Raw genomic sequence first — 21,554 nt, 5'->3', positions numbered from 1 at the left:
TCGTTAGCGCACAGGGATGGATAAACGACCATCCGCTTCAATCATTTGTAAGCCGGGCTTGATAATGGATGTATTGCTGGCGATGTCTGTGTATGTGCAAGTCGTGGAAAAAGGAAGCCTGACCGCGGCGGCCCAGCACTGCTCGATGTCCACCACCATGGTGGGCAACCACTTGCGGGCGCTGGAACAACGTCTCGGCGTCAGCCTGCTGCAACGCACCACCCGCCGCCAGCGCCTGACAGAGTTCGGCGCGCAGTACTATCAACGCTGCGTGGAAGTGCTGGGGCTGGTGGACGCTGCCGAGCGTCTGGCCGAACAGGCCCAGGCCGAGCCTTCGGGCCGCCTACGCATCACCGCGCCGCTGACCTTCGGGGTCGAGCGTCTGGCACCGGCACTGGCCGAATACAACTTGCGCTACCCCAAGGTGCGCCTGGATGTGGTGCTGAGCAACCAGCGCCTGGACCTGCTCGAAAACGGCTTCGACCTGGCAATCCGCCTGGGCAACCCCGATCCTGCCAACGGGGTCATCGCCCGCCCGTTGGAGGACTACACCCTGACCATTTGCGCCGCGCCTGATTACCTGGCGCGCCGAGGCGTGCCCTTGCGCCCGGCGGACCTTACCCAGCATGAGTGCCTCGCGTTCGCCTACCCGGCGGGGGACGACTGGCGCTCGGTGGAAAAGGAATGGCGCCTGCAAGGCCCGGAAGGCGAGGTGGTGGTACCGGTAAGCGGCGCCCTGACCCTGAACAGCTCGTCGGGGTTGCACCAGGCGGCACGCGCCGGCATGGGTATCGTGATGATGCCCGATGCGCTGGTCGCCGAAGACCTGGCCCGTGGTCGGCTGGTGCCCTTGCTCCAGGACTACCGCCTGCCGCGGCGGCCCATGAACCTGCTGTACGCCAGCGATCGTTATCGCCTGCCGAAGATCCGCAGCTTCGTCGACTTCGCCCTGGCACGTTGGGCACGCTGAAGCACTTGCGTTCTGGCACAGGTGGCGGCAACCCATTAATCTTCCCCGGGCGCCCCTTTGTGGAATTCCCCGACCATGCTCAACCTGCCCGCCCCTGCCTTGCTCTGGAGCCTGGTGCTGCTGCTTGCCGACCTGATGCTCTGGCAATGGGCGCCCTTCGCGCACCAGGCGGCGCGGGTCGGTGCCCGCCTGGCGCTCTTCCTGGGCTATAGCGCGGTGATCATGGCCAGCGGTATCAGCCCCTTGCTGCCGCCGCCCTGGCCGGAACAGAACCTGTGGAACCTTGCCGCCATGGGGCTGGCCATCATCTGGTGGCTATATGGCGCGCGCACCTTGAGCGAAGTGCTCGGAGTGATCCTGACCCGGCGGATCGGCCACAGCGGCAGACTGCTGCGCGATGTGCTGGGAGCGGTCGTCTTCCTGATCGCCGTGGTGGCGGCCGCGGCCTACGTGCTGCAACTGCCGGTCAAGGGGCTGCTGGCAACGTCTGGCGCGGTGGCGATCATCGTCGGCCTGGCGTTGCAAAGTACCCTGAGCGACGTATTTTCCGGCATCGTGCTCAACACCACCAAGCCCTATCAGGTCGATGACTGGGTGGCCATCGACGGTACCGAAGGCCGGGTGGTGGACATTGACTGGCGGGCCACGCACTTGCTGACCGCCGCTGGCGCTACCGCCGTGGTGCCCAATTCAGTGGCGGCCAAGGCACGCATCGTCAACTTCAGTCGTCCGGCCGGCCGTCATGGCGTATCCATCAGCATCAACGTGTCCAATCATGTAAGGCCTGGCCGGGTGCTCGAAGCCCTGGAGCGTGCCTTGCGCGGCAGCCATGCCCTGCTGGCGGACCCTGCCCCCAAGGCGCTGGTCAAGGACGCCGGCGAGGACACCACCGAGTACACCGCCAGCGGCTTCATCGCTACCCTGGCCAACAAGGGTGAAGTGCGCAACCAGCTGTTCGACCTGGCCCATCGGCATCTGGAGGCGGCGGGCATCACCGATCGCAGCGGCACGGGGGAATCCGGCGCGGCTGCATCGCGTAAACGCAGCCTGCTTGACGAAGTGAAAGTGTTCCGCGCCTTGGCGGCCAGCGAGAAGGACCGCCTCGCCGAGGCCCTGCAGGCACGCGAAGTGCCGGCGGGGCAAGTGATCCTGGACATCGGCGAAGTGCCGCAAAGCCTGTATCTGATCGGCGCAGGCGTGGTGAGCGCGGCCATCGCCAATGGCGATGCGCTTCTCGAAGCAGGGCGCATGGGCCCCGGCGAAGTCATGGGCGAGCAGAGCATTCTTGAAAACACCCCTTCCCAGGCTCGCTTCACGGCCCTGACCTCCTGCACGCTCTACAGCCTGGACAAGGGCCTGACCCAGGAATGCATGAAGGCCCGGGTGGAGGTGAGCAAGGCCTTGCAGAAATTGCAGGCGATACGGCGTCAGAATAGCCAGTCCCTGCTGCTGCAGCGGCCGGCGCCGACCCGCAAGGGTGGGTTCCTGAGCTGGCTGCAACGCCACTAAGTACCTGGGGTCGACTGAAGTCGACGCGTTCGACCACGACCGCCTGAACTCCACCAAAGCCCCGGCTTCCAAGCTGATGCAGGCCGCGCGCAGCGAGGCCCGCCGTGCCACCAGGGGAGACACACCATGCCGGAAACCTGCGCCTGTCCACAATGCAAGGCCTTGGCCGATCCATCCATTGGCCGCCATGGACGCACTTACTGCAGCCGGGCCTGCGCCGATCGACACCCGAATAAGCAGCCCTGCCCGCGCTCGGATTGCTATTGCGAACACGCGGTGCTCGAAGAAGACGAGCGTACAGCTGTCGCTGGCACACATTGCCCTGGCGCCGCCCTGACCTGACCAGCCGTCGCGCTCCAGCCGCGTGCGCCTCTGGCGACCGCTCCAGGGTCTACGCTCAAAGCAGTCAGGCAGCATTTTCCAGACAAGGCCACGCAATATGGGCGTTTTATGGAAGCACGATTCCGAACCTAGAAAAGCGAGCCTCGATAGCGCGGACAGCTCCAAGAGCGGCAGTGGGCAGGGTCGCCGCACCACGATTGTCTTCCTGGCCCTGGCGGCGCTGCTGATAGTCGCCGCAGCGGTAGCAGCGCGCTGGGAAATGCAGAACGCCCGGTTGCAGGCCACCTGGCTTTCCCGCTGGGCCGCCACCCTTACCTATGCATCCGGCCCGGGCCCTAGCGACCACATCGTCTACCCCTCTGCCGGCCCGTTCGACAAACGCCTGGGCTATAGCGAACTGGACAGCTACGTCAGCCGCCTGCTTGAGCGCAACTACGCCGTCCAGCGACAGATGCGCTTTTCACCGGCGCTGATGGATTACACCGAGCGGGGCCTGTTCGTGCCCTACGCTGAAAAACCCCAGGCCGGCCTGCTGATCAAGGACGGCACCGGCGCCCAGGTGTACCGTTTCGATTACCCTCAGCAGTTGTATCGCAGCTTCGAAGACATCCCGCCCCTGGTGGTCGATAGCTTGTTGTTCATCGAGAACCGCCACCTGCTCGACCCCCATCCCGTCACCCAGAACCCTGCGGTGGATTGGCCACGCTTCGCCAAGGCCGCCTGGAGTCAGTTGGCCCACGCCCTGGGCCTGCCCGGGCAATCAGCCGGCGGCAGCACCCTGGCGACCCAGCTGGAAAAGTACCGACACTCGCCCGATGGGCTGACGGCTTCGGGCCTGGAAAAACTGCGTCAGATGTTGTCGGCCAGCGTGCGCGCCTACCAGGAAGGGCCGAACACCTTGCACGCTCGCCAGCGCATCGTGCGCGACTATCTCAACAGCGTGCCGCTCTCGGCCGTTCCTGGCCATGGCGAGGTCCATGGCCTGGCCGAGGGCCTGCGGGTGTGGTACGGCGCCAACTTCGACAGGGTCAACCAGGCCTTGCTGGGCCAGGATGCACAGGCCAAAGGTATGGCGCTGCGCCAGGTGTTGTCGCTGATGATCGCTCAGCGGCGGCCGTCGCACTTTCTCACCCGCGGCCATGACGAACTGGACGAACTGACAGCCGCGCACCTGCGGCTGCTTGCTGGCCAGAAGGTCATAGACCAGGACCTGGCCAAGGCTGCCCTGGCCAGTCGGCTACGCTGGCGGGACTGGGCCAAGGAGCCGACCTGGGAACCCTACGCCAACGACAAGGGGGTGATGGTTGCGCGCAGCCGCCTGGCGGGCTTGCTGGGCGTGCCGTTGTATGACCTTGACCGATTGGACCTCAGCGCGACCACCAGTCTGGATGCGCAGTTGCAAACCCAGGCTACCGCGTACCTCAAGCGCCTCGCCGACCCGGTGTTCGCCCAGGCCGTGGGGCTGCTGGGTGAGCGTTTGCTGACGCCCGCCAGTACCAGAGAAGTGAAGTACAGCTTCACCCTGTTCGAAAATACGCCCAAAGGCGCCCAGGTGCGGGTGCAGACCGACAACACTGACCAGCCTTTTGACATCAACGAGGGCAGCAAGCTCGAACTGGGGTCTACCGCCAAGCTGCGCGTGCTCACCAGTTACCTGGAGGTTATCAATGAGCTGTACGACCGCTATGCAGGTAGGCCCGCGGCCGAGCTGCGCAAAGTGCAGGTCGACCCACAAGACCGCCTCACCCGCTGGACCCTTGATTACCTGCTCGCTCATCCGGGCACCGAATTGACAGCCGTGCTGGAGGCGGCCCTGGAGCGCAAGTATTCAGCCAACCCCGGCGAGCGCTTCTTCACCGGAGGCGGCCTTCATACCTTCCACAACTTCCGCCGTGAGGATGACGGCCGCAGCCCGACCTTGAAGGAGGCGCTGCGTGAGTCCATCAATTTGCCGTTCGTGCGACTGATGCGCGACCTGGTCCGCTACAGCATCTACCAGGCGCCCAACAATAGCGCCGAGTTGCTCAAGGACGATAGCAATCCTCAGCGGCAAGCGTACCTGGCCCGCTTCGCCGACCGCGAAGGCACCGAATACCTCAGGCGCTTCTGGCACAAGTACGCCGGCAAGGACACTCAGGTCCGGGTAGAAACCTTCCTGGATGACCTGCGCGTCACCCCGGTTCGCCTCGCCGCGGTACACCGCTACCTTTATCCTCAGGCTGACCTGGCCACGTTCGAACGATTTGTACGCCAGTACTGGACCCGCACGCCTCTGAGCGACAAGCGCCTGGCGCAGATGTATGAGCGTTATGGGCCCGGCGCCTATGACCTGCCGGACCAAGGCTACATTGCTCGGGTTCACCCTCTGGACCTGTGGCTGCTCGGCTACCTGCTGCAGCACCCCGAAGCCCAGTGGCCGCAGGTAGTGGAGGCCAGCCGCTTCGAGCGTCAGGAGGTATATGGCTGGCTGTTCAAGAGCCGACACAAGGGCGCCCGGGATAGCCGCATCCGCACCATGGTCGAGATCGAGGCCTTCTCCGATGTGCATCGCCGCTGGCAACGGCTGGGCTACCCCTTCGACCATCTGGTGCCATCGCTGGCCACTGCCCTGGGTAGCTCGGGTGACCGCCCCGCTTCCCTGGCCGAACTGATGGGCGTGATTCTCAACGATGGCGTTCGCATGCCCACCGTGCGCATCGACGACCTGCTGTTCGGCCAGGGCACGCCCTACGAGACGGCGCTGATCACGCGCACCGACGGTGGCGAGCGGGTGCTGTCTTCGGAAGTGGCCAATGCCATGCGCCAGGCCCTGGCCCAGGTGGTGAATGCCGGCACCGCGCGGCGTGTGGCCGGCAGTTTTACCCAGGGCGATGGCACGCCACTGGCCATGGGCGGCAAGACGGGCACCGGAGACAACCGGATCGAGAGCTTTGGCAGTGGCGGGCGCCTGTTGGGCTCCCGCGCCCGTAACCGCACCGCCACTTTCGTGTTCTATCTAGGCGACCGCCATTTCGGCACCCTTACGGCCTACGTCCCTGGGAAGGCCTCGAGCCAATTCACTTTTACCTCGGCACTGCCCGTGCAGGTGCTCAAGGGTATGGCACCTTTCCTCAACCCTTATCTCCAACGCGCCTCGGCAAAGCCCGCCCCCGGCGAGGTGGCGGCACTCTCCCATGCCCGCCTGCTGCCATCTGCGTTTTCCCCGCCAAGGCTCGATACGCCCGCACTGGACGAGCGGTAAGACATATCTATCGACGATTCTAAAGATATATCTTATTCTTCCCTCACACCCAACGAGAGAAAACAATGAGACACCAACTTCCCCCCCACGATGGCCTCGAGCGTGGCCGCGGTCGCGAGCGTGGCAGCCGAGGCGGCCGAGGAGGCCGGGTATTCGCCCCCGGCGATCTCAAGCTGCTGCTGCTGTCGCTCCTGGCCGATCAGCCCTGTCATGGCTATGACCTGATCCGCCGCATCGAAGCCATGTTCGATGAGGCCTACAGCCCTAGCCCAGGGGTTATCTACCCTACCTTGACCTTCCTTGAAGAAAGCGACCTGATCACCAGCACCGCTGAAAATGGGAAGAAACGCTATAACGCTACTGACGCTGGCCGTTCATGGTTGAGCGAGCAGAGCGTAGCCCTGGATGGCATCCGCACACGGATCGACGTCAGCAAGCGCGCCCTGCGCGGGCAGGAACGTCCTGCGCCTATCCAGGAAGCAGTAAACAACCTGCGCCACGCCTTGCAGTTGCAGCAAGGGCGCTGGAGCGACGCCGAAATCCTGCGTGTGCGTGACCTGCTCAACGCCACCGCCCGCGCCATCGCCGATGGCCCCATTGCACAGGACTGACCCATGACCAAAGGCCCAGAATCCCCCGTACGTCGTGTGATGCATGAAATCAAACGGCGCAAGCTCAACGTGCTTCGGGTCACCGAGCTCACCCCTCGGATGCGCCGCATCACCCTGGGCGGCCCGGAGCTGGCCGGCTTTCTCAGCCAGGGCAGCGACGACCACATCAAGCTGTTGTTCCCACGCACCCCGGAAGAAGAAGCCGCCTTGCAGACCCTGGTCCTGGGCAAGGACAGCGAAGGGCCCAAGCCGGCCATGCGCGATTACACCCCACGCCGTATCGACCTGGCTGCCGGTGAACTGGATATCGATTTTGTGATCCACGGAGACGGCCCCGCCTCGACCTGGGCGGAGCAGGCCAAAGAAGGCGATACCCTGTACATCGGCGGCCCTCGAAGCTCATTGATCGTCGATGACATCTTCGACAGTTACCTGCTCATTGGCGATGAAACAGCGCTGCCGGCCATCGGCCGCCGCCTGGAAGAGTTGCCGGCCAACCGTCAGGTACTGGCCGTGATCGAGATCGAGAACGATGCCGAACGCCAGCCGCTTCTCGAGCGGGCCGGCATCGAAGTGATCTGGGTGAATCGTCGGCAACAGGATCTGGAGCAGGTGATCAAGGGCCTGAGCCTGCCGCCCGGCCAGCTCTATGCCTGGATCGCCACCGAGGCGGGGCTTTCTCGCCGAGTGCGACGCCTGCTGCTGGAGGACTTCCAGCTCAACGAAGAACAGGTCAAGGCTGCCGGCTACTGGCGGCGCGAGGAAGACACCCCTGTCTGAGCCCCAGCCAGCGGTCCAGCGCCACCAGGGCAAGCCCTGCGAGGCAGAACACACCCAGCAGGCCCAGCGCGTTGAGCGAAGCCCGGGCCAGCCCCAGTTCGCCGACATCGATGAAGGGGTATGGCCATACCCCTATCGACCAGCCGCGCAGCAAGGTAAAGCCGTACCAGGCTAGCGGGTAGCAGGCCCATTGCGCAACCTGTACCGCGCGCAGCCCCCCCTTGGGCAGGCAATGCCACCAGAACAGCACGAAGGCCGGTGGCAGCAGGTTGTGCAAGAGCGCATTGGCCAGCCACTGCAGGCCCTCGGGCGCCCACAGCCGACTGAGCAATAGCTGATAGGCCACCGCGACCAGGGCAATGCTGACCCAGGCGCAACCCGCCGCTGAAGGCGTACGCAGCGATACGCCCAGCGCGGTGGGCCGTGGCCAGGCATGAGCGCTGCAAACACCGGCCACCAGGATATTGCTCAGCACGGTGAAGTAGCTCAGGTAGTGTACCGCTGCGCCCACCAGGCTGGCTTGCATCGCCCAGCGTGCCTGGAGGATGAGCCACAACTGCAGCGCCAGGGCGAACCAGCCCAGGACAGCCAAGATGATGGCAATCGTCCTGCCCCTCAGCATTGCTGCCCCTCCATTGTTACGAAGCGGACAAGACTGTGTCTTTGCCGCGGCGCTTTGCCACAGGCGCGGATATCTATATCCTCCCCGCCCCGCTGACTGAACCCATTCAGCGTGCTTGCCATAACCATTAGAAAGACTGCCTTAAATGCCTGCTATCACATCCCGCCGCGACGGCGGTACCTTGCTTTGGGTGGCCAGCGCCACTGCGTTGTCGGCCTGCCTGTTCGCCATGCCTGCGTCTTGCGCGGACATGTTCGACGCTGATTCGCCCTGGATGTTCGGCGACTGGAACGGCACCCGTTCCGGCCTGGCCGAGCGTGGCTATGATTTCAAGCTCGACTACGTCGGCGAAGCGGGCGCCAACCTCCATGGCGGCTATGACCACGACCACGTCACTCGCTACAGTGACCAGTTGGCCCTGGGCGCTCACCTGGACCTGCAAAAGATACTGGGCTGGCAGGGCGCGGACTTCCAGGTCACGGTCACGGACCGTAACGGCGACAACATCACCAACGACCGTATCACAGACCCACGCGTGGGCGGCTTCACCTCGGCCCAGGAAGTCTGGGGGCGCGGTTCGATCTGGCGGCTGACCCAGCTCTGGTACCGGCAGACCTTCCTCGACGGCAAGCTCGACATCAAGGCGGGTCGCTTCGGCGAGGGCGAAGACTTCAACAGCTTCCCCTGTGACTTCCAGAACCTGGCTTTCTGCGGCTCTCAGGTGGGTAACTGGGCGGGCAGCATCTGGTACAACTGGCCGGTGAGCCAATGGGCCTTGCGCGTCAAATACAACCTCACTCCCGAGTTGTATGCGCAGATCGGCGCCTTCGAGCAGAACCCGAGCAACCTGGAAAACGGCAACGGCTTCAAGCTCAGCGGTAGCGGCACCGAGGGCGCGGTGATTCCCGTGGAACTGGTGTGGACGCCACGCATAGGCGGCCTTCCGGGCGAGTACCGGGTGGGCTACTACTACAGCAGCGCCGATGCCACCGATGTCTACAAGGACAGCCACGACCAGGCCGCCGCGCTCAGCGGCGAAACCTATCGAAGCGCTTCCAGCAAGCACGGCTTCTGGCTGGGCGCGCGCCAACAGCTGACCAGCCTGGCCAGTGATGGCGCCCGTGGCCTGAGCGTGTTCGGCAACATCACGCTGCACGACAAGAAAACCAACGCCATCGACCAATACGTGCAAGGCGGCGTGGTCTACAAAGGCTTGTTCGATGCCCGCCCAGCCGACGATATCGGTCTGGCGCTGGCGCGCATCCACGTCAACCCGGCCTATCGCCACAACGCCGAGGCGGCCAACCTGGCCAATGGCGTGTCGGACTACGATGACTTCGCCTACCTGCCAGTGCAGCGCACCGAGTACAGCGCTGAGCTCAATTACGGGCTACATCTGACCAACTGGCTCACGGCGCGCCCAAACCTTCAATACATTCGCCATCCCGGTGGTGTAACAGAGGTGGACGATGCCTGGATCGGTGGATTGAAGTTCATAGCATCCTTCTGACCAACGCGGCCTGCTGTCGGAGCCGACTTAGTTGGCGAATGAATAATGAAATTCATCGCGGTTCAATCCGAAAGATTTAATCCCAGTTCGTTGTAAAGAGAATCGATCCAATGCGTAGTACCCCTTCGGGAAGTGGCCGGGCAACGCCTCGCCATTCCTTTGGAACCAAGCGAAACTCGAGTAAGTCAAGTCAACAGGGCTATCAGAGAGAAGGCTGATGAACACAGAGTCGAAAGGATCAGGTTTAAGAAATGTCAGCGTCGTAATCGCGGCGCTATTTGGATTGGTCTTGCTCATCGGCGGTATCTGGTTGGCGACCCTGGGCGGGTCGCTGTATTACCTGATCACCGGTGTTGTGCTGCTGGTCGTGGCCGGTCTGCTCGGGCGCCGTTCCACCGCGGGCGTGTGGCTGTATGCCCTGTTGATGCTGGCCACGGTGATCTGGGGCCTATGGGAAGCGGGCACCGATTTCTGGGCCCTGGTACCACGCCTGGACATCCTCGGCGTGCTTGGAATCTGGCTGCTCATCCCGGCCGCCACCCGGGGCGTCGGGCCCAATGCCAAGGGCAGCCGGGGCTTCCTCGCCCTGACCCTGGCCTTCGCCATCGCGGTGTTGATCTACTCGATCTTCAACGACCCGCAGGAACTCGACGGTAGCATCGCCGCTACCCAGCCGGCCCAGGCCCAGCCAGTGGAAGGCGTGAGCGATGCCGACTGGCCGGCCTATGGCCGTACCCAGGCTGGCACCCGCTACTCGCCCCTGACCCAGATCAACGACAGCAACGTCAAGGATCTGGAAGTGGCCTGGACCTTCCGTAGCGGTGAAAGCAAGACCGATAGAGACTCTGGCGAAACCACCAATGAACTGACGCCCATCAAGGTGGGCGACAACATGTTCATCTGCACCACTCACCAGATCCTGGTTGCCCTGGACCCTGCCACCGGCAAGGAGAAATGGCGCTTCGATCCCAAGCTGCAATCGGACCCATCCTTCCAGCACCTGACCTGCCGTGGCGTCTCCTACTACGATCAGGCCAACACCACGGAATTCGCCGCCAGCCTGGCCAACGTCACGCCAACCCAGACCGTCTGCCCACGCAAGGTATTACTGCCGGTCAACGACGGGCGCCTGTTCGCCATCAATGCCGACAACGGTCAGCGTTGCAGCGACTTCGCCCAGAACGGCGAGCTGGACCTCAAGCACATGCACCCGTACACCTACCCGGGTGGCCTGCAGCCAACCTCCCCGCCTGTGGTCACTGGCACCACCATCATCATCGGCGGGTCGGTCACCGACAACCTCTCCGTGCATGAACCCTCTGGCGCCATCCGCGGCTATGACGTGAATACCGGTGCGCTGCGCTGGATCTTCGACACTGGCGCCGAAGACCCGAATGCCTGGCCGGGCGAAGGCCAGACCCTGGTCAACAACTCGCCGAACGCCTGGGCGCCGCTGGCCTATGACGCCAAGTCGGACATGGTATACATCCCTACCGGCAACCCGACGCCGGATATCTGGGGCGGCAACCGCACCCCGGTGATGGAGCGCTACGCCAGTGCGATCGTGGCCCTGAACGCGTCCACCGGTAAGCTGGCCTGGAGCTTCCAGACCACCCACCACGACCTGTGGGACATGGACGTACCGTCGCAGCCGACCCTGGCCCAGGTGAAGACCGAAGCCGGTGAAGTACCCGCCGTCTACGTGCCCACCAAGGCCGGCAACCTCTTCGTGCTCGACCGCCGCGATGGCAAGCCTGTGGTGCCTGTCACCGAGATGCCGGTACCGGCCGGCGAAGCCGCCCCGGGCGACCGCGTCAGCCCTACCCAGCCACGTTCGGCGTTGAACCTGACGTCCATCCAGACCCTGGCGGACAAGGACATGTGGGGCGCCACCATGTTCGATCAGATGATGTGCCGGGTGATCTTCAAGCGTCTGTCCTACAACGGCCAGTACACCCCACCGTCGGAGAAAGGCACCCTGGTGTTCCCGGGTAACCTGGGCGTATTCGAGTGGGGCGGCATCTCCGTCAACTCGGATCGCCAGGTAGCGCTGATGAACCCCATGGCCCTGCCGTTCGTGTCCAAGCTGATCCCGCGTGGCCCGAACAACCCGCTGTGGCCCAAGGAAGGCCTGACCGGCGCGGGCACCGGTACCGAAATGGGCATCCAGCCACAGTATGGCGTGCCCTATGGCGTGGAAATCAACGCCTTCCTGTCGCCGCTGGGCCTGCCGTGCAAGGAACCGGCCTGGGGCTACGTCGCCGGCGTGGACATGAAGAGCCACGAAGTGGTCTGGCGCAAGCGTATCGGTACCATCCGCGACAGCCTCCAGGGCATCCAGCTACCTCCGCTGAAGATTGGCGTGCCCATGCTGGGCGGCCCTATCTCCACCGCGGGTAACCTGATGTTCATCGCCGGCACCCAGGACAACTACATCCGTGCCTACAACGTCACCAATGGCGACCTGCTGTGGCAGGCCCGCCTGCCGGCTGGCGGCCAGGCGACCCCGATGACCTACGAGGCCAACGGCAAGCAGTACCTGGTCATCATGGCCGGCGGCCATGGCTCCTTCGGCACCAAGATGGGCGATTACCTGATCGCCTACGCCTTGCCCAAGTGATCCCAGGCTAAGCTGAACCGCTGTACCGGAACCCCTGCCTTGCGCAGGGGTTTCTTCGTTAAGGCAGGCGCAACCCGCACCTTCACCCACCGTCGCTGTCGATGGCTGTACCCACTCTGTTGAGGAGGCTTGCCATGTCAGCGGATTCCCGCCCGGCTGTGCTCGAACTGATCGGCAATACACCCCTGGTGCGGGTGACCCGCCTGGATACTGGGCCCTGCACCCTGTTTCTCAAGCTTGAATCCCAGAACCCCGGCGGCTCGATCAAAGACAGGGTTGGCCTGGCGATGATCGATGCCGCTGAACGGGAAGGCCGGCTGCGGCCCGGCGGCACCATAGTCGAGGCCACGGCGGGGAATACCGGCCTGGGCCTGGCGCTGGTTGGCCGAGCCAAGGGCTATCGCGTGGTGCTGGTGGTGCCGGACAAGATGTCTACCGAAAAGGTGCTGCACCTCAAGGCCATGGGGGCCGAGGTGCGAATCACTCGCTCAGACGTAGGCAAGGGCCATCCCGACTACTACCAGGACATGGCGGCGCGCCTGGCGGCGCAGATCCCTGGTGCGTTCTTCGCCGACCAGTTCAACAACCCCGCCAACCCTCTGGCCCATGAATCCGGCACCGCGCCGGAGATCTGGGCCCAGGCCCAGCACGACCTGGACGCTATCGTAGTCGGCGTGGGGTCAGCGGGAACCCTCACTGGCTTGACCCGTTACTTCAAGCGTGTGCAACCTGATCTGGAAATGGTGCTGGCCGACCCGGTTGGCTCGGTCATGGCCGAGTACAGCCGCAGCGGGCAGCTACCCACCCCTGGCGCCTGGGCGGTGGAAGGCATTGGCGAGGACTTCATCCCCTCGTTCGCGGACCTGTCCAGCGTGAAGCAGGCGTATTCCATCAGCGATGAAGAAAGCTTCGACCACGCGCGCCAGTTGTTGCGCGCCGAGGGCATCCTGGGCGGTTCGTCCACGGGCACGCTCCTGGCCGCCGCCCTGCGCTATTGCCGCGCCCAGACCGAACCGAAGCGGGTGGTCAGCTTCGTCTGCGATACCGGTACCCGCTATCTGTCCAAGGTCTACAACGACCAGTGGATGACTGACCAGGGCCTGCTCAAGCGCACCCAGTATGGCGACCTGCGCGACCTGATCGCCCGGCGCTTCGAGGACGGCCGGGTCGTCAGCGTGAGCCCGGACGACACCCTGCTCACCGCCTTCCAGCGCATGCGCCTGGCCGATGTCTCGCAACTGCCGGTCCTGCGCGAAGGCAAGCAACTGGCAGGCGTCATCGACGAATCGGATATCCTGCTGGGTGTGCACAAGAACGCCGGCCATTTCCACGACACCGTGGCCAGCGCAATGACGCAACGACTGGAAACCCTCCGGCCGGATGCCAGCCTGGCAGCCCTAGAGGATGAACTGGACCGTGGCCTGGTGGCCATCATTGCCGATGACGCAGGCTTCCATGGCCTGATCACCCGGGTCGATCTGCTCAACCATCTACGGAGAACCCTTGCATGAGCCATAACGACGAGCAACGTCCCCGGCATGCCTTCGCCACCCAGGTGATCCACGCGGGGCAAGCGCCAGATCCGACCACGGGCGCGCTGATGCCCCCCATCTATGCCAACTCTACCTACCTGCAGGAAAGTCCCGGGGTACACAAGGGCCTGGACTACGGCCGCTCTCACAACCCTACCCGCTGGGCACTGGAACGCTGCGTGGCGGGACTGGAAGGCGGCAGCCGCGCCTTCGCCTTCGCCTCGGGCCTGGCGGCCATTGCTTCAGTGCTGGAGCTGCTGGACGCCGGTGCGCACATCCTTTCCGGCGACGACCTTTACGGCGGCACCTACCGCCTGTTCGACCGCGTGCGCAGCCGTAGCGCCGGGCATCGTTTCAGTTTCGTGGACATGACCGACCCGGCTGCCTTCGAAGCCGCGCTGCGCGACGACACTCGCATGGTCTGGGTGGAAACCCCGAGCAACCCCCTGCTGCGCCTGACCGACCTGGCGGCCATCGCTCGACTGTGCCGTGACCGGGGCATCATCTGCGTGGCGGACAACACCTTCGCCAGTCCGTGGATTCAACGGCCCCTGGAGCTGGGCTTCGATATCGTGGTGCATTCGACGACCAAGTACCTCAATGGGCACTCAGACGTTATCGGCGGTATCGCCGTGGTGGGAGACAATGCCGAGCTGGCCGAACGCCTAGGCTTTCTGCAAAACTCGGTGGGCGCCATCGCCGGCCCCTTCGACGCCTTCCTCACCCTGCGCGGCGTGAAAACCCTAGCGCTGCGCATGGAGCGCCATTGCGCCAATGCCCTGGCCCTGGCCCAGTGGCTGGAGCGGCAGCCGCAAGTGGCTCGGGTGTATTACCCTGGCCTGCCCTCGCATCCGCAGCATGCACTGGCGCAACGGCAAATGCGCGGCTTCGGCGGCATGATATCGCTGGACCTGAACACTGATCTGGACGGAGCACGTCGCTTCCTCGAACAGGTCAGCCTTTTTGCCCTGGCCGAAAGCCTCGGTGGCGTGGAGAGCCTGATCGAACACCCGGCCATCATGACCCATGCCAGCATCCCACCGGAAAACCGTGCCCGGCTGGGCATAGGCGATGCCCTGGTGCGGCTGTCGGTGGGCGTGGAAGACCTGGAGGACCTGCGCGCGGACCTGGCCCAGGCGCTGGCGCGGATCTGAACGGCCAGGCCCGCGCGTTCGCCCGCGGGCGCGTTCGCCAACCCGCCCGGCTTGGGCGGGCCTGAATCGCATTCCTTCAGGGCAGCCATTGAAACCGCCCGTGCCGTGCCCCATCTAAGCGTTCATAGCCATTGCCGCAGGTGCCCCATGAGCGATCAGGATTCCGTGAAGGACCAGCCAAACGCCTCCAGCGAGCCCAACCAAGGGCCTGAGCAGGTGGAACATTCCACCACCTCCAGTACCGAGCTGGTGTTGCCCGGGCAGCATCTGCCGGACAAGGTCTACGTCATCCCGATCCATAACCGGCCGTTCTTCCCGGCCCAGGTGTTGCCGGTCATCGTCAACGAAGAACCTTGGGCCGAGACCCTGGACCTGGTGGCCAAGACGCCTCACCACTCCCTGGCGCTGTTCTACATGGAAACGCCGGCCGAGGACCCACGCCACCTGGACACCTCTACCCTGCCCCTCTACGGCACCCTGGTGAAGATCCACCACGCCAGCCGCGAGGATGGCAAGCTGCAGTTCGTGGCCCAGGGGCTGTCCCGGGTGCGCATCCGCACCTGGCTCAAGCATCACCGCCCGCCCTACCTGGTGGAGGTTGAATACCCTTTGCAGCCGGCCGAACCCACGGACGAGATCAAGGCCTACGGCATGGCGCTGATCAATGCCATCAAGGAGTTGCTGCCGCTCAACCCCTTGTACAGCGAAGAGCTGAAGAACTACCTCAACCGCTTCAGCCCCAACGACCCTTCGCCACTTACCGACTTCGCCGCGGCCCTGACGTCCGCCACCGGCGCCGAACTGCAGCAGGTGCTCGACTGCGTGCCCATGCTCAAGCGCATGGAGCGGGTGTTGCCCATGTTGCGCAAGGAGGTGGAGGTCGCACGGCTGCAGAAAGAGATTTCCGCCGAGGTGAATCGCCAGATCGGCGAGCACCAGCGGCAGTTTTTCCTCAAGGAGCAGCTCAAGGTGATCCAGCAGGAGCTGGGGCTGACCAAGGATGACCGCAGCGCCGACCTGGAGCAGTTCGAACAGCGCCTGGAGGGCAAGACCCTGCCGCCCGCGGCGCGCAAGCGCATCGATGAAGAACTGGGCAAGCTGGCCATCCTGGAGACCGGCTCACCGGAATACGCGGTAACGCGCAACTACCTGGACTGGGCCACGGCCCTGCCGTGGGGCGTGTACGGCAAGGACAAGCTCGACCTCAAGCACGCCCGCAAGGTGCTCGATGCCCACCATTCCGGCCTGGGCGACATCAAGAGTCGCATCCTGGAGTTCCTCGCCGTGGGCGCCTACAAGGGCGAGATCAGCGGCTCCATCGTGCTGCTGGTGGGCCCGCCCGGCGTGGGCAAGACCAGCATCGGCAAGTCCATTGCCGAGTCCCTGGGCCGCCCGTTCTATCGCTTCAGCGTCGGCGGGATGCGAGACGAGGCCGAGATCAAGGGCCATCGCCGCACCTACATCGGCGCCCAGCCGGGCAAGCTGGTGCAGGCCCTCAAGGACGTGGAAGTCATGAACCCGGTGATCATGCTCGACGAAATCGACAAGATGGGCCAGAGCTACCAGGGCGACCCGGCTTCGGCCCTGCTGGAAACCCTGGACCCGGAACAGAACGTGGATTTCCTGGATCACTATCTGGACCTGCGCCTGGACCTGTCCAAGGTATTGTTCGTGTGCACCGCCAACACCCTGGATTCGATCCCGGGCCCGTTGCTGGACCGCATGGAAGTCATCCGGCTTTCCGGCTACATCACCGAGGAAAAACTGGCCATCGCCAAGAAACACCTGTGGCCCAAGCAACTGGAAAAGGCCGGGGTGGCCAAGAGCAGCCTGAGCATCAGCGACAGCGCGCTGCGTCTGGTGATCGAGGGGTATGCCCGCGAGGCCGGAGTACGGCAGTTGGAGAAACAGCTGGGCAAGGTGGTGCGCAAGGCGGTGGTCAAGCTGTTGGAGCAACCCGAGGCCGTGGTCAAGGTCGGCCCCAAGGAATTGGAAAGCTACCTTGGCATGCCTGTCTTCCGCAGCGAGCAGGTGCTCGCCGGGGTAGGCGTGATCACCGGCCTGGCCTGGACCAGCATGGGCGGGGCCACCTTGCCGATCGAAGCGAACCGCATCCATAGCCTGAACCGCGGCTTCAAGCTCACCGGGCAGTTGGGGGACGTGATGAAGGAATCCGCGGAGATTGCCTATAGCTACATCAGCTCCAATCTCAAGACCTTCGGTGGCGACCCGGCGTTCTTCAACGAAGCCTTCGTGCACCTGCACGTGCCGGAAGGGGCTACCCCGAAAGATGGCCCCAGCGCCGGCATCACCATGGCCAGCGCCCTGCTCTCGCTGGCGCGCAACCAGGCGCCGAAGAAGGGCGTGGCCATGACCGGCGAGCTGACCCTCACCGGCCACGTGCTGCCCATTGGCGGGGTGCGTGAGAAGGTGATCGCGGCGCGTCGGCAGAAGCTCAACGAGCTCATCCTGCCGGAGGCCAACCGCGGCAACTTCCAGGAGCTGCCTGACTACCTCAAGGAAGGCCTGACCGTGCACTTCGCCAAGCGCTTCGCGGACGTGGCCAAGGTGCTGTTCTGACGCAGGCTTAACCGCAACGCCCGCCTGAGCTATGCTGGCGGGCATCGCCTCTGCCTGGATGCTTGACGATGCCTTCGCTGACTGCCCTCCCCTCGCTGCGCGCTGTATCGGTGTCTTTTGCCCTGGCGGGCCTTGCCTTGCTCGCCGGCTGTGCCGGCCGGCATGGGCCGGACCCTTCGGTGGCATTCGAGCTGAGCAAGCAGTCCCAGTGCCCGGTAGTACTGGCCAAGGGGCAACTGGTGATCCTTACCCTGCCCAGCAATCCCACCACCGGCTATCGCTGGCTGGTGCAGAACCCCGCTCCGAGCGTGCTGCGCAGCCTCGGCCCCGAGGTGTACACCAACGCCGAGGACGCTGGCATCGTTGGCGCCGCTGGGCAATCGCTGTGGAGATATCGGGCCGAGGGTCCCGGCGAAGGGCACCTGATCCTGGTGCTGCAACAGCCCTGGTCGCCCGAGGTCAAGCCGATCCAGACCTTCGACTGTGCCATCCGGGCCGAGTAAACCCCTGTTCCGTCGCCACTCACGCATTGCGGCTTGTGGCTGACCGCGGCTGGTCCTAAAATCCCGCGCTTTCCCTGAAGCGCCTGTAGACCTCCGTGCCTGAATCTTCCGATCGTCTGTTCGCCCAACCCCTGGCCGCGGTGCCCGACTTCGTCTTCAACGAGGATGTGGTGCGCGTGTTCCCTGACATGATCAAGCGGTCGGTGCCCGGCTATCCGGCCATTGTCGAGAACCTGGGCGTGCTGGGGGCGCGGTTCGCCCAGCCCCATACCTGCCTCTATGACCTTGGCGCCTCACTGGGGGCGGTGACCCAGGCCCTGCGCCGGCATGTACGCGCGCCAGGTTGTCAGGTGATCGCCATGGACAACTCGCCGGCCATGGCGCAGCGCTGCGGTGAATACCTGCGAGCGCAGGATTCCATGTTCCAGGAGCTGTTGCCCGTGCAGGTCGTGGAAGCGGATATTCTGGCCGTTGAATTCCAGCCGGCCTCTGTGGTGGCGCTGAATTTCACCCTGCAGTTCATTGCGCCCGATCAGCGCCTGGGTTTGCTGACCCGCATCCGCCAGGCACTGGTCCCCGGCGGCGCGCTGCTGCTGTCGGAGAAACTGCGCTTCGAAGATGCCCAGGCGCACGAACTGCTAAACGAGCTGCACCTGGATTTCAAGCGCGCCAATGGCTACAGCGAGTTGGAAATCGCCCAGAAACGCAGCGCCATCGAGCATGTGATGAAGCCCGACAGCTTCGAACAGCATCGTGAACGGCTGCTGGCGGCGGGGTTCAGCAAGGTGGTGCCCTGGTTCCAGTGCCTTAACTTCGCCTCGATGATCGCCCTGCCATGATCGACCTTTCTCCACTCGTACAACGTCTGGCGGGTTCGCCCTTGGCTCAATGGGCCAACGGCTTGCAGGCCGACCTCGATCGTCGGCTGGAAAAGGGACACGGCGACCTGGCTCGTTGGCAGGCCGCGCTCAAGTCCTTGCCGGAGCTCACCGCTAGCATCGTGGACCTGGCTGACAGCGTGACCCTGGGAGGGGCCTGCGACGACAGCGCACGCCAGCGTCTGCATGACGCCCTGATGGGGCTAAGCCCCTGGCGCAAAGGGCCTTTTCACCTGTTCGGCGTGCATGTGGACACTGAGTGGCGCTCCGACTGGAAATGGGCCCGGGTGGCGCCGCACCTGAACCTTCAGGGCAAGCGAGTGCTGGACGTAGGCTGCGGTAACGGCTATTACCAGTGGCGCATGCTGGGCGCGGGGGCCGAGAGCGTGATCGGCATCGATCCCAACTGGCTGTTCTTCTGCCAGTTCCAGGCCCTGCGCCAATACCTTCCCGAGCTACCAGCCTGGCACTTGCCCCTGGCGCTGGAAGACCTCCCACCGAACCTGCAAGGTTTCGACACAGTATTCTCCATGGGCGTGCTCTATCACCGTCGCTCGCCCATCGACCACCTGTTCGCCCTCAAGGATTGCCTGGTCAAGGGCGGCGAGCTGGTACTGGAAACCCTGGTGGTGCGCGGCGACGAACAGCGGGTACTGGTGCCGGAAGACCGCTACGCGCAAATGCGCAACGTCTGGTTCCTGCCCTCCGCCGAGGCCCTGGCGCTGTGGCTGCGGCGGGCAGGCTTCGAGGACGTCGAGTGCGTGGACATCAGCCGTACCACGCCGGACGAGCAACGCAGCACCGCGTGGATGCGTTACCAGTCCCTGGAGCACTTCCTGGACCCCGAAGACCACAGCAAGACGGTGGAAGGCTTGCCAGCGCCCCTGCGGGCGGTGATGACGGCGCGCAAGCCTGGCTGAAACGTGCCCCGCCGGTTCCAAGGACCGAAGTGGTAGAGCGGGCGAAATCCTGTGGATCAAGGTAGGCTTCACGCTTGTCTACAGGTTTTCGCCAGCTCTGCTGGCCTTCACAGGAGGTCGACCCCATGAGCAACCGCCAGGCCGAAATCGCTGCCGCGTTGAATGTCATTCCCCCCTTCGCCGACGAGGCGGCCCTGGCCGCCGAAGTCGAGCGGCGCAAGGCTTTCATCAAGCAGACGCTGCGCAATTCCGGCCTCAAGGCCCTGGTGCTGGGCATCAGCGGCGGGGTGGACTCAAGCACGGCCGGCCGTCTGGCGCAACTGGCGGTGGAAGAGCTGCGTCAGGAAACGGGCGACGCCAGCTATAAATTCATCGCCGTGCGCCTGCCCTATGGCCAGCAACTTGACGAAGCCGATGCTGCGGCGGCCATGCAGTTCATCAAGGCCGATCAGGAAGTGACCGTCAACATCGCCGATGCGGTGAAAGGCCTGGATGCTGAACTGGACGCCATCTCGAAATTGAGCGATGCCCGCCGCGACTTCGTGCGTGGCAACACCAAGGCACGCATCCGCATGGTGGCCCAATACGCCATCGCCAACGCCAATGACGGCCTGGTGATCGGTACCGACCACGCCGCCGAGGCGGTGATGGGGTTCTTCACCAAGTTCGGTGACGGGGCTTGCGACCTTACCCCGCTGGAAGGGCTGGTCAAAGGCCAGGTACGGGACATCGCCAAGTACCTGGGGGCAGCCGAGAAGCTCTATCTGAAGGTGCCCACCGCCGACCTGGAAGAACTCACCCCTGGCAAGCCTGACGAAGATGCCCACGGCGTTACCTACAAGGACATCGATGCCTTCCTCCAAGGCCGGGAAGTCAGCCAGCATGCCTATGACACCATCGTGAGCACCTACGACAAGACAGCGCACAAGCGCCGCCTGCCGTACGCGCCCGAGTGATTGACAGGCCGCGCCAGGTCAGGCCTTGGCGCGGTCCGCGGCAGCGATGATCAAGGCTTTCATTTCGGCGACCGCGGCCGGGAAGCCTACGAACAAGGCATGGGCCACCAGCGCATGGCCGATATTCAGTTCGTTGATGCCGGGAATGGCCGCGATGGGCTCCACGTTGTGGTAATGCAACCCGTGGCCGGCATTGACGACCAAGCCTAGCGCCCGGCCCTGGGCAACACCCTTGGCGATCCGCTGTAGCTCCACGGCAGCCTCCTCGGGCGTATGGGCGTCGGCGTAACGGCCGGTGTGCAGTTCGATGGCGGGAGCCCCGACCCGGGCGCTGGCCTCGATCTGGGCCGGATCGGCGTCGATGAACAGGGACACTTCACTGCCCACGGCGCTCAGTCGTTCCACGGCGGCACGGATGCGTTCCTCTTGCCCTGCTACGTCCAGGCCGCCCTCGGTGGTCAGTTCCTGCCGGGTTTCGGGCACAAGGCACACGTGCTCGGGCCGCAGACGCTCGGCGAACGCCAGCATGGCCTCGGTTACGCCCATCTCGAAGTTCATGCGGGTCTGCATCACCTCCTTGAGCACGAGCACGTCCCGCTCCTGGATGTGTCTGCGGTCTTCACGCAAATGCACGGTGATACCGTCGGCGCCGGCCTGTTCGGCGTCCAGCGCGGCCTTGACCGGGTCTGGATAACGAGTACCGCGGGCCTGACGCAGGGTAGCGACGTGATCGACATTCACGCCCAATAGGATGCGGTTGGGGGTATTCACGGAAGAGAGGCTCCTGGCAGTAAGTATGCACAGGATAAGTGAGCATGGCCGGTAG

18 protein-coding genes are annotated in these 21,554 nt (G+C 64.3%); 15 read left to right on the top strand and 3 right to left on the bottom strand.

The genetic code is table 11. From position 1 onward, the window contains the following. Positions 1-64 precede the first annotated feature (64 nt). The 6 genes from ACP691_RS03140 (at position 65) to ACP691_RS03115 (ending at position 7,453) form a co-directional block, all read left to right on the top strand. On the top strand, positions 65-970 hold the full coding sequence (locus ACP691_RS03140; RefSeq protein ID WP_426150019.1) for a LysR family transcriptional regulator: 906 nt from the start codon (positions 65-67) through the stop codon (positions 968-970). A 75-nt stretch (positions 971-1,045) separates the two neighbouring features. Beyond that, positions 1,046-2,479, top strand: a complete 1,434-nt coding sequence (locus tag ACP691_RS03135; RefSeq protein WP_426150018.1) for a mechanosensitive ion channel domain-containing protein — start codon at positions 1,046-1,048, stop codon at positions 2,477-2,479. A 126-nt stretch (positions 2,480-2,605) separates the two neighbouring features. Then, a complete protein-coding gene (locus ACP691_RS03130) occupies positions 2,606-2,821 on the top strand; it encodes a hypothetical protein (RefSeq protein WP_426150017.1) in 216 nt (71 codons plus the stop codon). Positions 2,822-2,918: 97 nt separating this feature from the next. Next, a complete protein-coding gene (locus tag ACP691_RS03125) occupies positions 2,919-6,062 on the top strand; it encodes a transglycosylase domain-containing protein (RefSeq protein WP_426150016.1) in 3,144 nt (1,047 codons plus the stop codon). Between the two features lie 65 nt (positions 6,063-6,127). After that, positions 6,128-6,673 (top strand): PadR family transcriptional regulator, encoded by a 546-nt coding sequence (locus ACP691_RS03120; RefSeq protein WP_426150015.1) that lies wholly within the window; start codon positions 6,128-6,130, stop codon positions 6,671-6,673. A 3-nt stretch (positions 6,674-6,676) separates the two neighbouring features. Then, positions 6,677-7,453: a siderophore-interacting protein gene (locus ACP691_RS03115; RefSeq protein ID WP_426150014.1), complete on the top strand. Its 777-nt coding sequence runs from the start codon at positions 6,677-6,679 to the stop codon at positions 7,451-7,453. Here ACP691_RS03115 and ACP691_RS03110 read toward each other — a convergent pair. Continuing rightward, positions 7,407-8,075 (bottom strand): Pr6Pr family membrane protein, encoded by a 669-nt coding sequence (locus ACP691_RS03110; RefSeq protein WP_426150013.1) that lies wholly within the window; start codon positions 8,073-8,075, stop codon positions 7,407-7,409. The two genes, ACP691_RS03115 and ACP691_RS03110, sit on opposite strands and share 47 nt — an antisense overlap. Before the next feature lie 145 nt (positions 8,076-8,220). Here ACP691_RS03110 and ACP691_RS03105 point away from each other — a divergent pair, with 145 nt between their 5' ends. Beyond that, on the top strand, positions 8,221-9,585 hold the full coding sequence (locus tag ACP691_RS03105; RefSeq protein ID WP_426150012.1) for a carbohydrate porin: 1,365 nt from the start codon (positions 8,221-8,223) through the stop codon (positions 9,583-9,585). Positions 9,586-9,612: 27 nt separating this feature from the next. Here ACP691_RS03105 and ACP691_RS03100 read toward each other — a convergent pair whose 3' ends face one another. Then, positions 9,613-9,882 (bottom strand): hypothetical protein, encoded by a 270-nt coding sequence (locus tag ACP691_RS03100; RefSeq protein WP_426150011.1) that lies wholly within the window; start codon positions 9,880-9,882, stop codon positions 9,613-9,615. Between ACP691_RS03100 and ACP691_RS03095 the strand changes: the two genes are divergently transcribed. From ACP691_RS03095 to nadE, 8 genes are all read left to right on the top strand, one after another. Beyond that, positions 9,875-12,205, top strand: coding sequence for a glucose/quinate/shikimate family membrane-bound PQQ-dependent dehydrogenase (locus ACP691_RS03095; RefSeq protein WP_426150010.1), 2,331 nt, complete (start codon positions 9,875-9,877; stop codon positions 12,203-12,205). The genes ACP691_RS03100 and ACP691_RS03095 overlap by 8 nt on opposite strands. Positions 12,206-12,339: 134 nt before the next feature. After that, positions 12,340-13,716 (top strand): pyridoxal-phosphate dependent enzyme, encoded by a 1,377-nt coding sequence (locus ACP691_RS03090; protein WP_426150009.1) that lies wholly within the window; start codon positions 12,340-12,342, stop codon positions 13,714-13,716. Further along, positions 13,713-14,891, top strand: coding sequence for a cystathionine gamma-synthase (locus tag ACP691_RS03085; protein WP_426150008.1), 1,179 nt, complete (start codon positions 13,713-13,715; stop codon positions 14,889-14,891). Before ACP691_RS03090 ends, ACP691_RS03085 begins: the two co-directional genes overlap by 4 nt. 147 nt (positions 14,892-15,038) lie before the next feature. Then, a complete protein-coding gene (lon, locus tag ACP691_RS03080; protein WP_426150007.1) occupies positions 15,039-17,471 on the top strand; it encodes an endopeptidase La in 2,433 nt (810 codons plus the stop codon). A gap of 68 nt (positions 17,472-17,539) precedes the next feature. After that, positions 17,540-17,974, top strand: a complete 435-nt coding sequence (locus tag ACP691_RS03075; RefSeq protein WP_426150006.1) for a protease inhibitor I42 family protein — start codon at positions 17,540-17,542, stop codon at positions 17,972-17,974. A 95-nt stretch (positions 17,975-18,069) separates the two neighbouring features. After that, positions 18,070-18,813: a carboxy-S-adenosyl-L-methionine synthase CmoA gene (cmoA, locus tag ACP691_RS03070; RefSeq protein ID WP_426150005.1), complete on the top strand. Its 744-nt coding sequence runs from the start codon at positions 18,070-18,072 to the stop codon at positions 18,811-18,813. Continuing rightward, positions 18,810-19,772, top strand: coding sequence for a tRNA 5-methoxyuridine(34)/uridine 5-oxyacetic acid(34) synthase CmoB (gene cmoB, locus ACP691_RS03065; protein ID WP_426150004.1), 963 nt, complete (start codon positions 18,810-18,812; stop codon positions 19,770-19,772). Before cmoA ends, cmoB begins: the two co-directional genes overlap by 4 nt. A 125-nt stretch (positions 19,773-19,897) precedes the next feature. Further along, positions 19,898-20,728 (top strand): ammonia-dependent NAD(+) synthetase, encoded by an 831-nt coding sequence (gene nadE, locus ACP691_RS03060; protein WP_426150003.1) that lies wholly within the window; start codon positions 19,898-19,900, stop codon positions 20,726-20,728. Positions 20,729-20,746: 18 nt separating this feature from the next. On the opposite strand, the gene pdxJ is transcribed toward nadE, so the two are convergent. Beyond that, positions 20,747-21,499 (bottom strand): pyridoxine 5'-phosphate synthase, encoded by a 753-nt coding sequence (gene pdxJ / locus ACP691_RS03055; protein WP_426150002.1) that lies wholly within the window; start codon positions 21,497-21,499, stop codon positions 20,747-20,749. Positions 21,500-21,554 lie beyond the last annotated feature (55 nt).

Origin of the sequence: Pseudomonas sp. DC3200b2 (genome assembly GCF_049895785.1) — a bacterium.
In the GTDB taxonomy this organism is placed as follows: Bacteria; Pseudomonadota; Gammaproteobacteria; order Pseudomonadales; family Pseudomonadaceae; genus Aquipseudomonas; species Aquipseudomonas massiliensis.
This window is presented reverse-complemented; position numbering and strand designations above follow the sequence as displayed.

Bases quoted from the DNA above. Each gene is read 5' to 3' on its own strand.
- ACP691_RS03140 (WP_426150019.1), top strand. From the start codon at position 65: ATGGATGTATTGCTGGCGATGTCTGTGTATGTGCAAGTCGTGGAAAAA.
- ACP691_RS03135 (WP_426150018.1), top strand. From the start codon at position 1,046: ATGCTCAACCTGCCCGCCCCTGCCTTGCTCTGGAGCCTGGTGCTGCTG.
- ACP691_RS03130 (WP_426150017.1), top strand. From the start codon at position 2,606: ATGCCGGAAACCTGCGCCTGTCCACAATGCAAGGCCTTGGCCGATCCA.
- ACP691_RS03125 (WP_426150016.1), top strand. From the start codon at position 2,919: ATGGGCGTTTTATGGAAGCACGATTCCGAACCTAGAAAAGCGAGCCTC.
- ACP691_RS03120 (WP_426150015.1), top strand. From the start codon at position 6,128: ATGAGACACCAACTTCCCCCCCACGATGGCCTCGAGCGTGGCCGCGGT.
- ACP691_RS03115 (WP_426150014.1), top strand. From the start codon at position 6,677: ATGACCAAAGGCCCAGAATCCCCCGTACGTCGTGTGATGCATGAAATC.
- ACP691_RS03110 (WP_426150013.1), bottom strand. From the start codon at position 8,075: ATGCTGAGGGGCAGGACGATTGCCATCATCTTGGCTGTCCTGGGCTGG.
- ACP691_RS03105 (WP_426150012.1), top strand. From the start codon at position 8,221: ATGCCTGCTATCACATCCCGCCGCGACGGCGGTACCTTGCTTTGGGTG.
- ACP691_RS03100 (WP_426150011.1), bottom strand. From the start codon at position 9,882: ATGAGCAAGACCAATCCAAATAGCGCCGCGATTACGACGCTGACATTT.
- ACP691_RS03090 (WP_426150009.1), top strand. From the start codon at position 12,340: ATGTCAGCGGATTCCCGCCCGGCTGTGCTCGAACTGATCGGCAATACA.
- ACP691_RS03085 (WP_426150008.1), top strand. From the start codon at position 13,713: ATGAGCCATAACGACGAGCAACGTCCCCGGCATGCCTTCGCCACCCAG.
- lon (WP_426150007.1), top strand. From the start codon at position 15,039: ATGAGCGATCAGGATTCCGTGAAGGACCAGCCAAACGCCTCCAGCGAG.
- ACP691_RS03075 (WP_426150006.1), top strand. From the start codon at position 17,540: ATGCCTTCGCTGACTGCCCTCCCCTCGCTGCGCGCTGTATCGGTGTCT.
- cmoB (WP_426150004.1), top strand. From the start codon at position 18,810: ATGATCGACCTTTCTCCACTCGTACAACGTCTGGCGGGTTCGCCCTTG.
- nadE (WP_426150003.1), top strand. From the start codon at position 19,898: ATGAGCAACCGCCAGGCCGAAATCGCTGCCGCGTTGAATGTCATTCCC.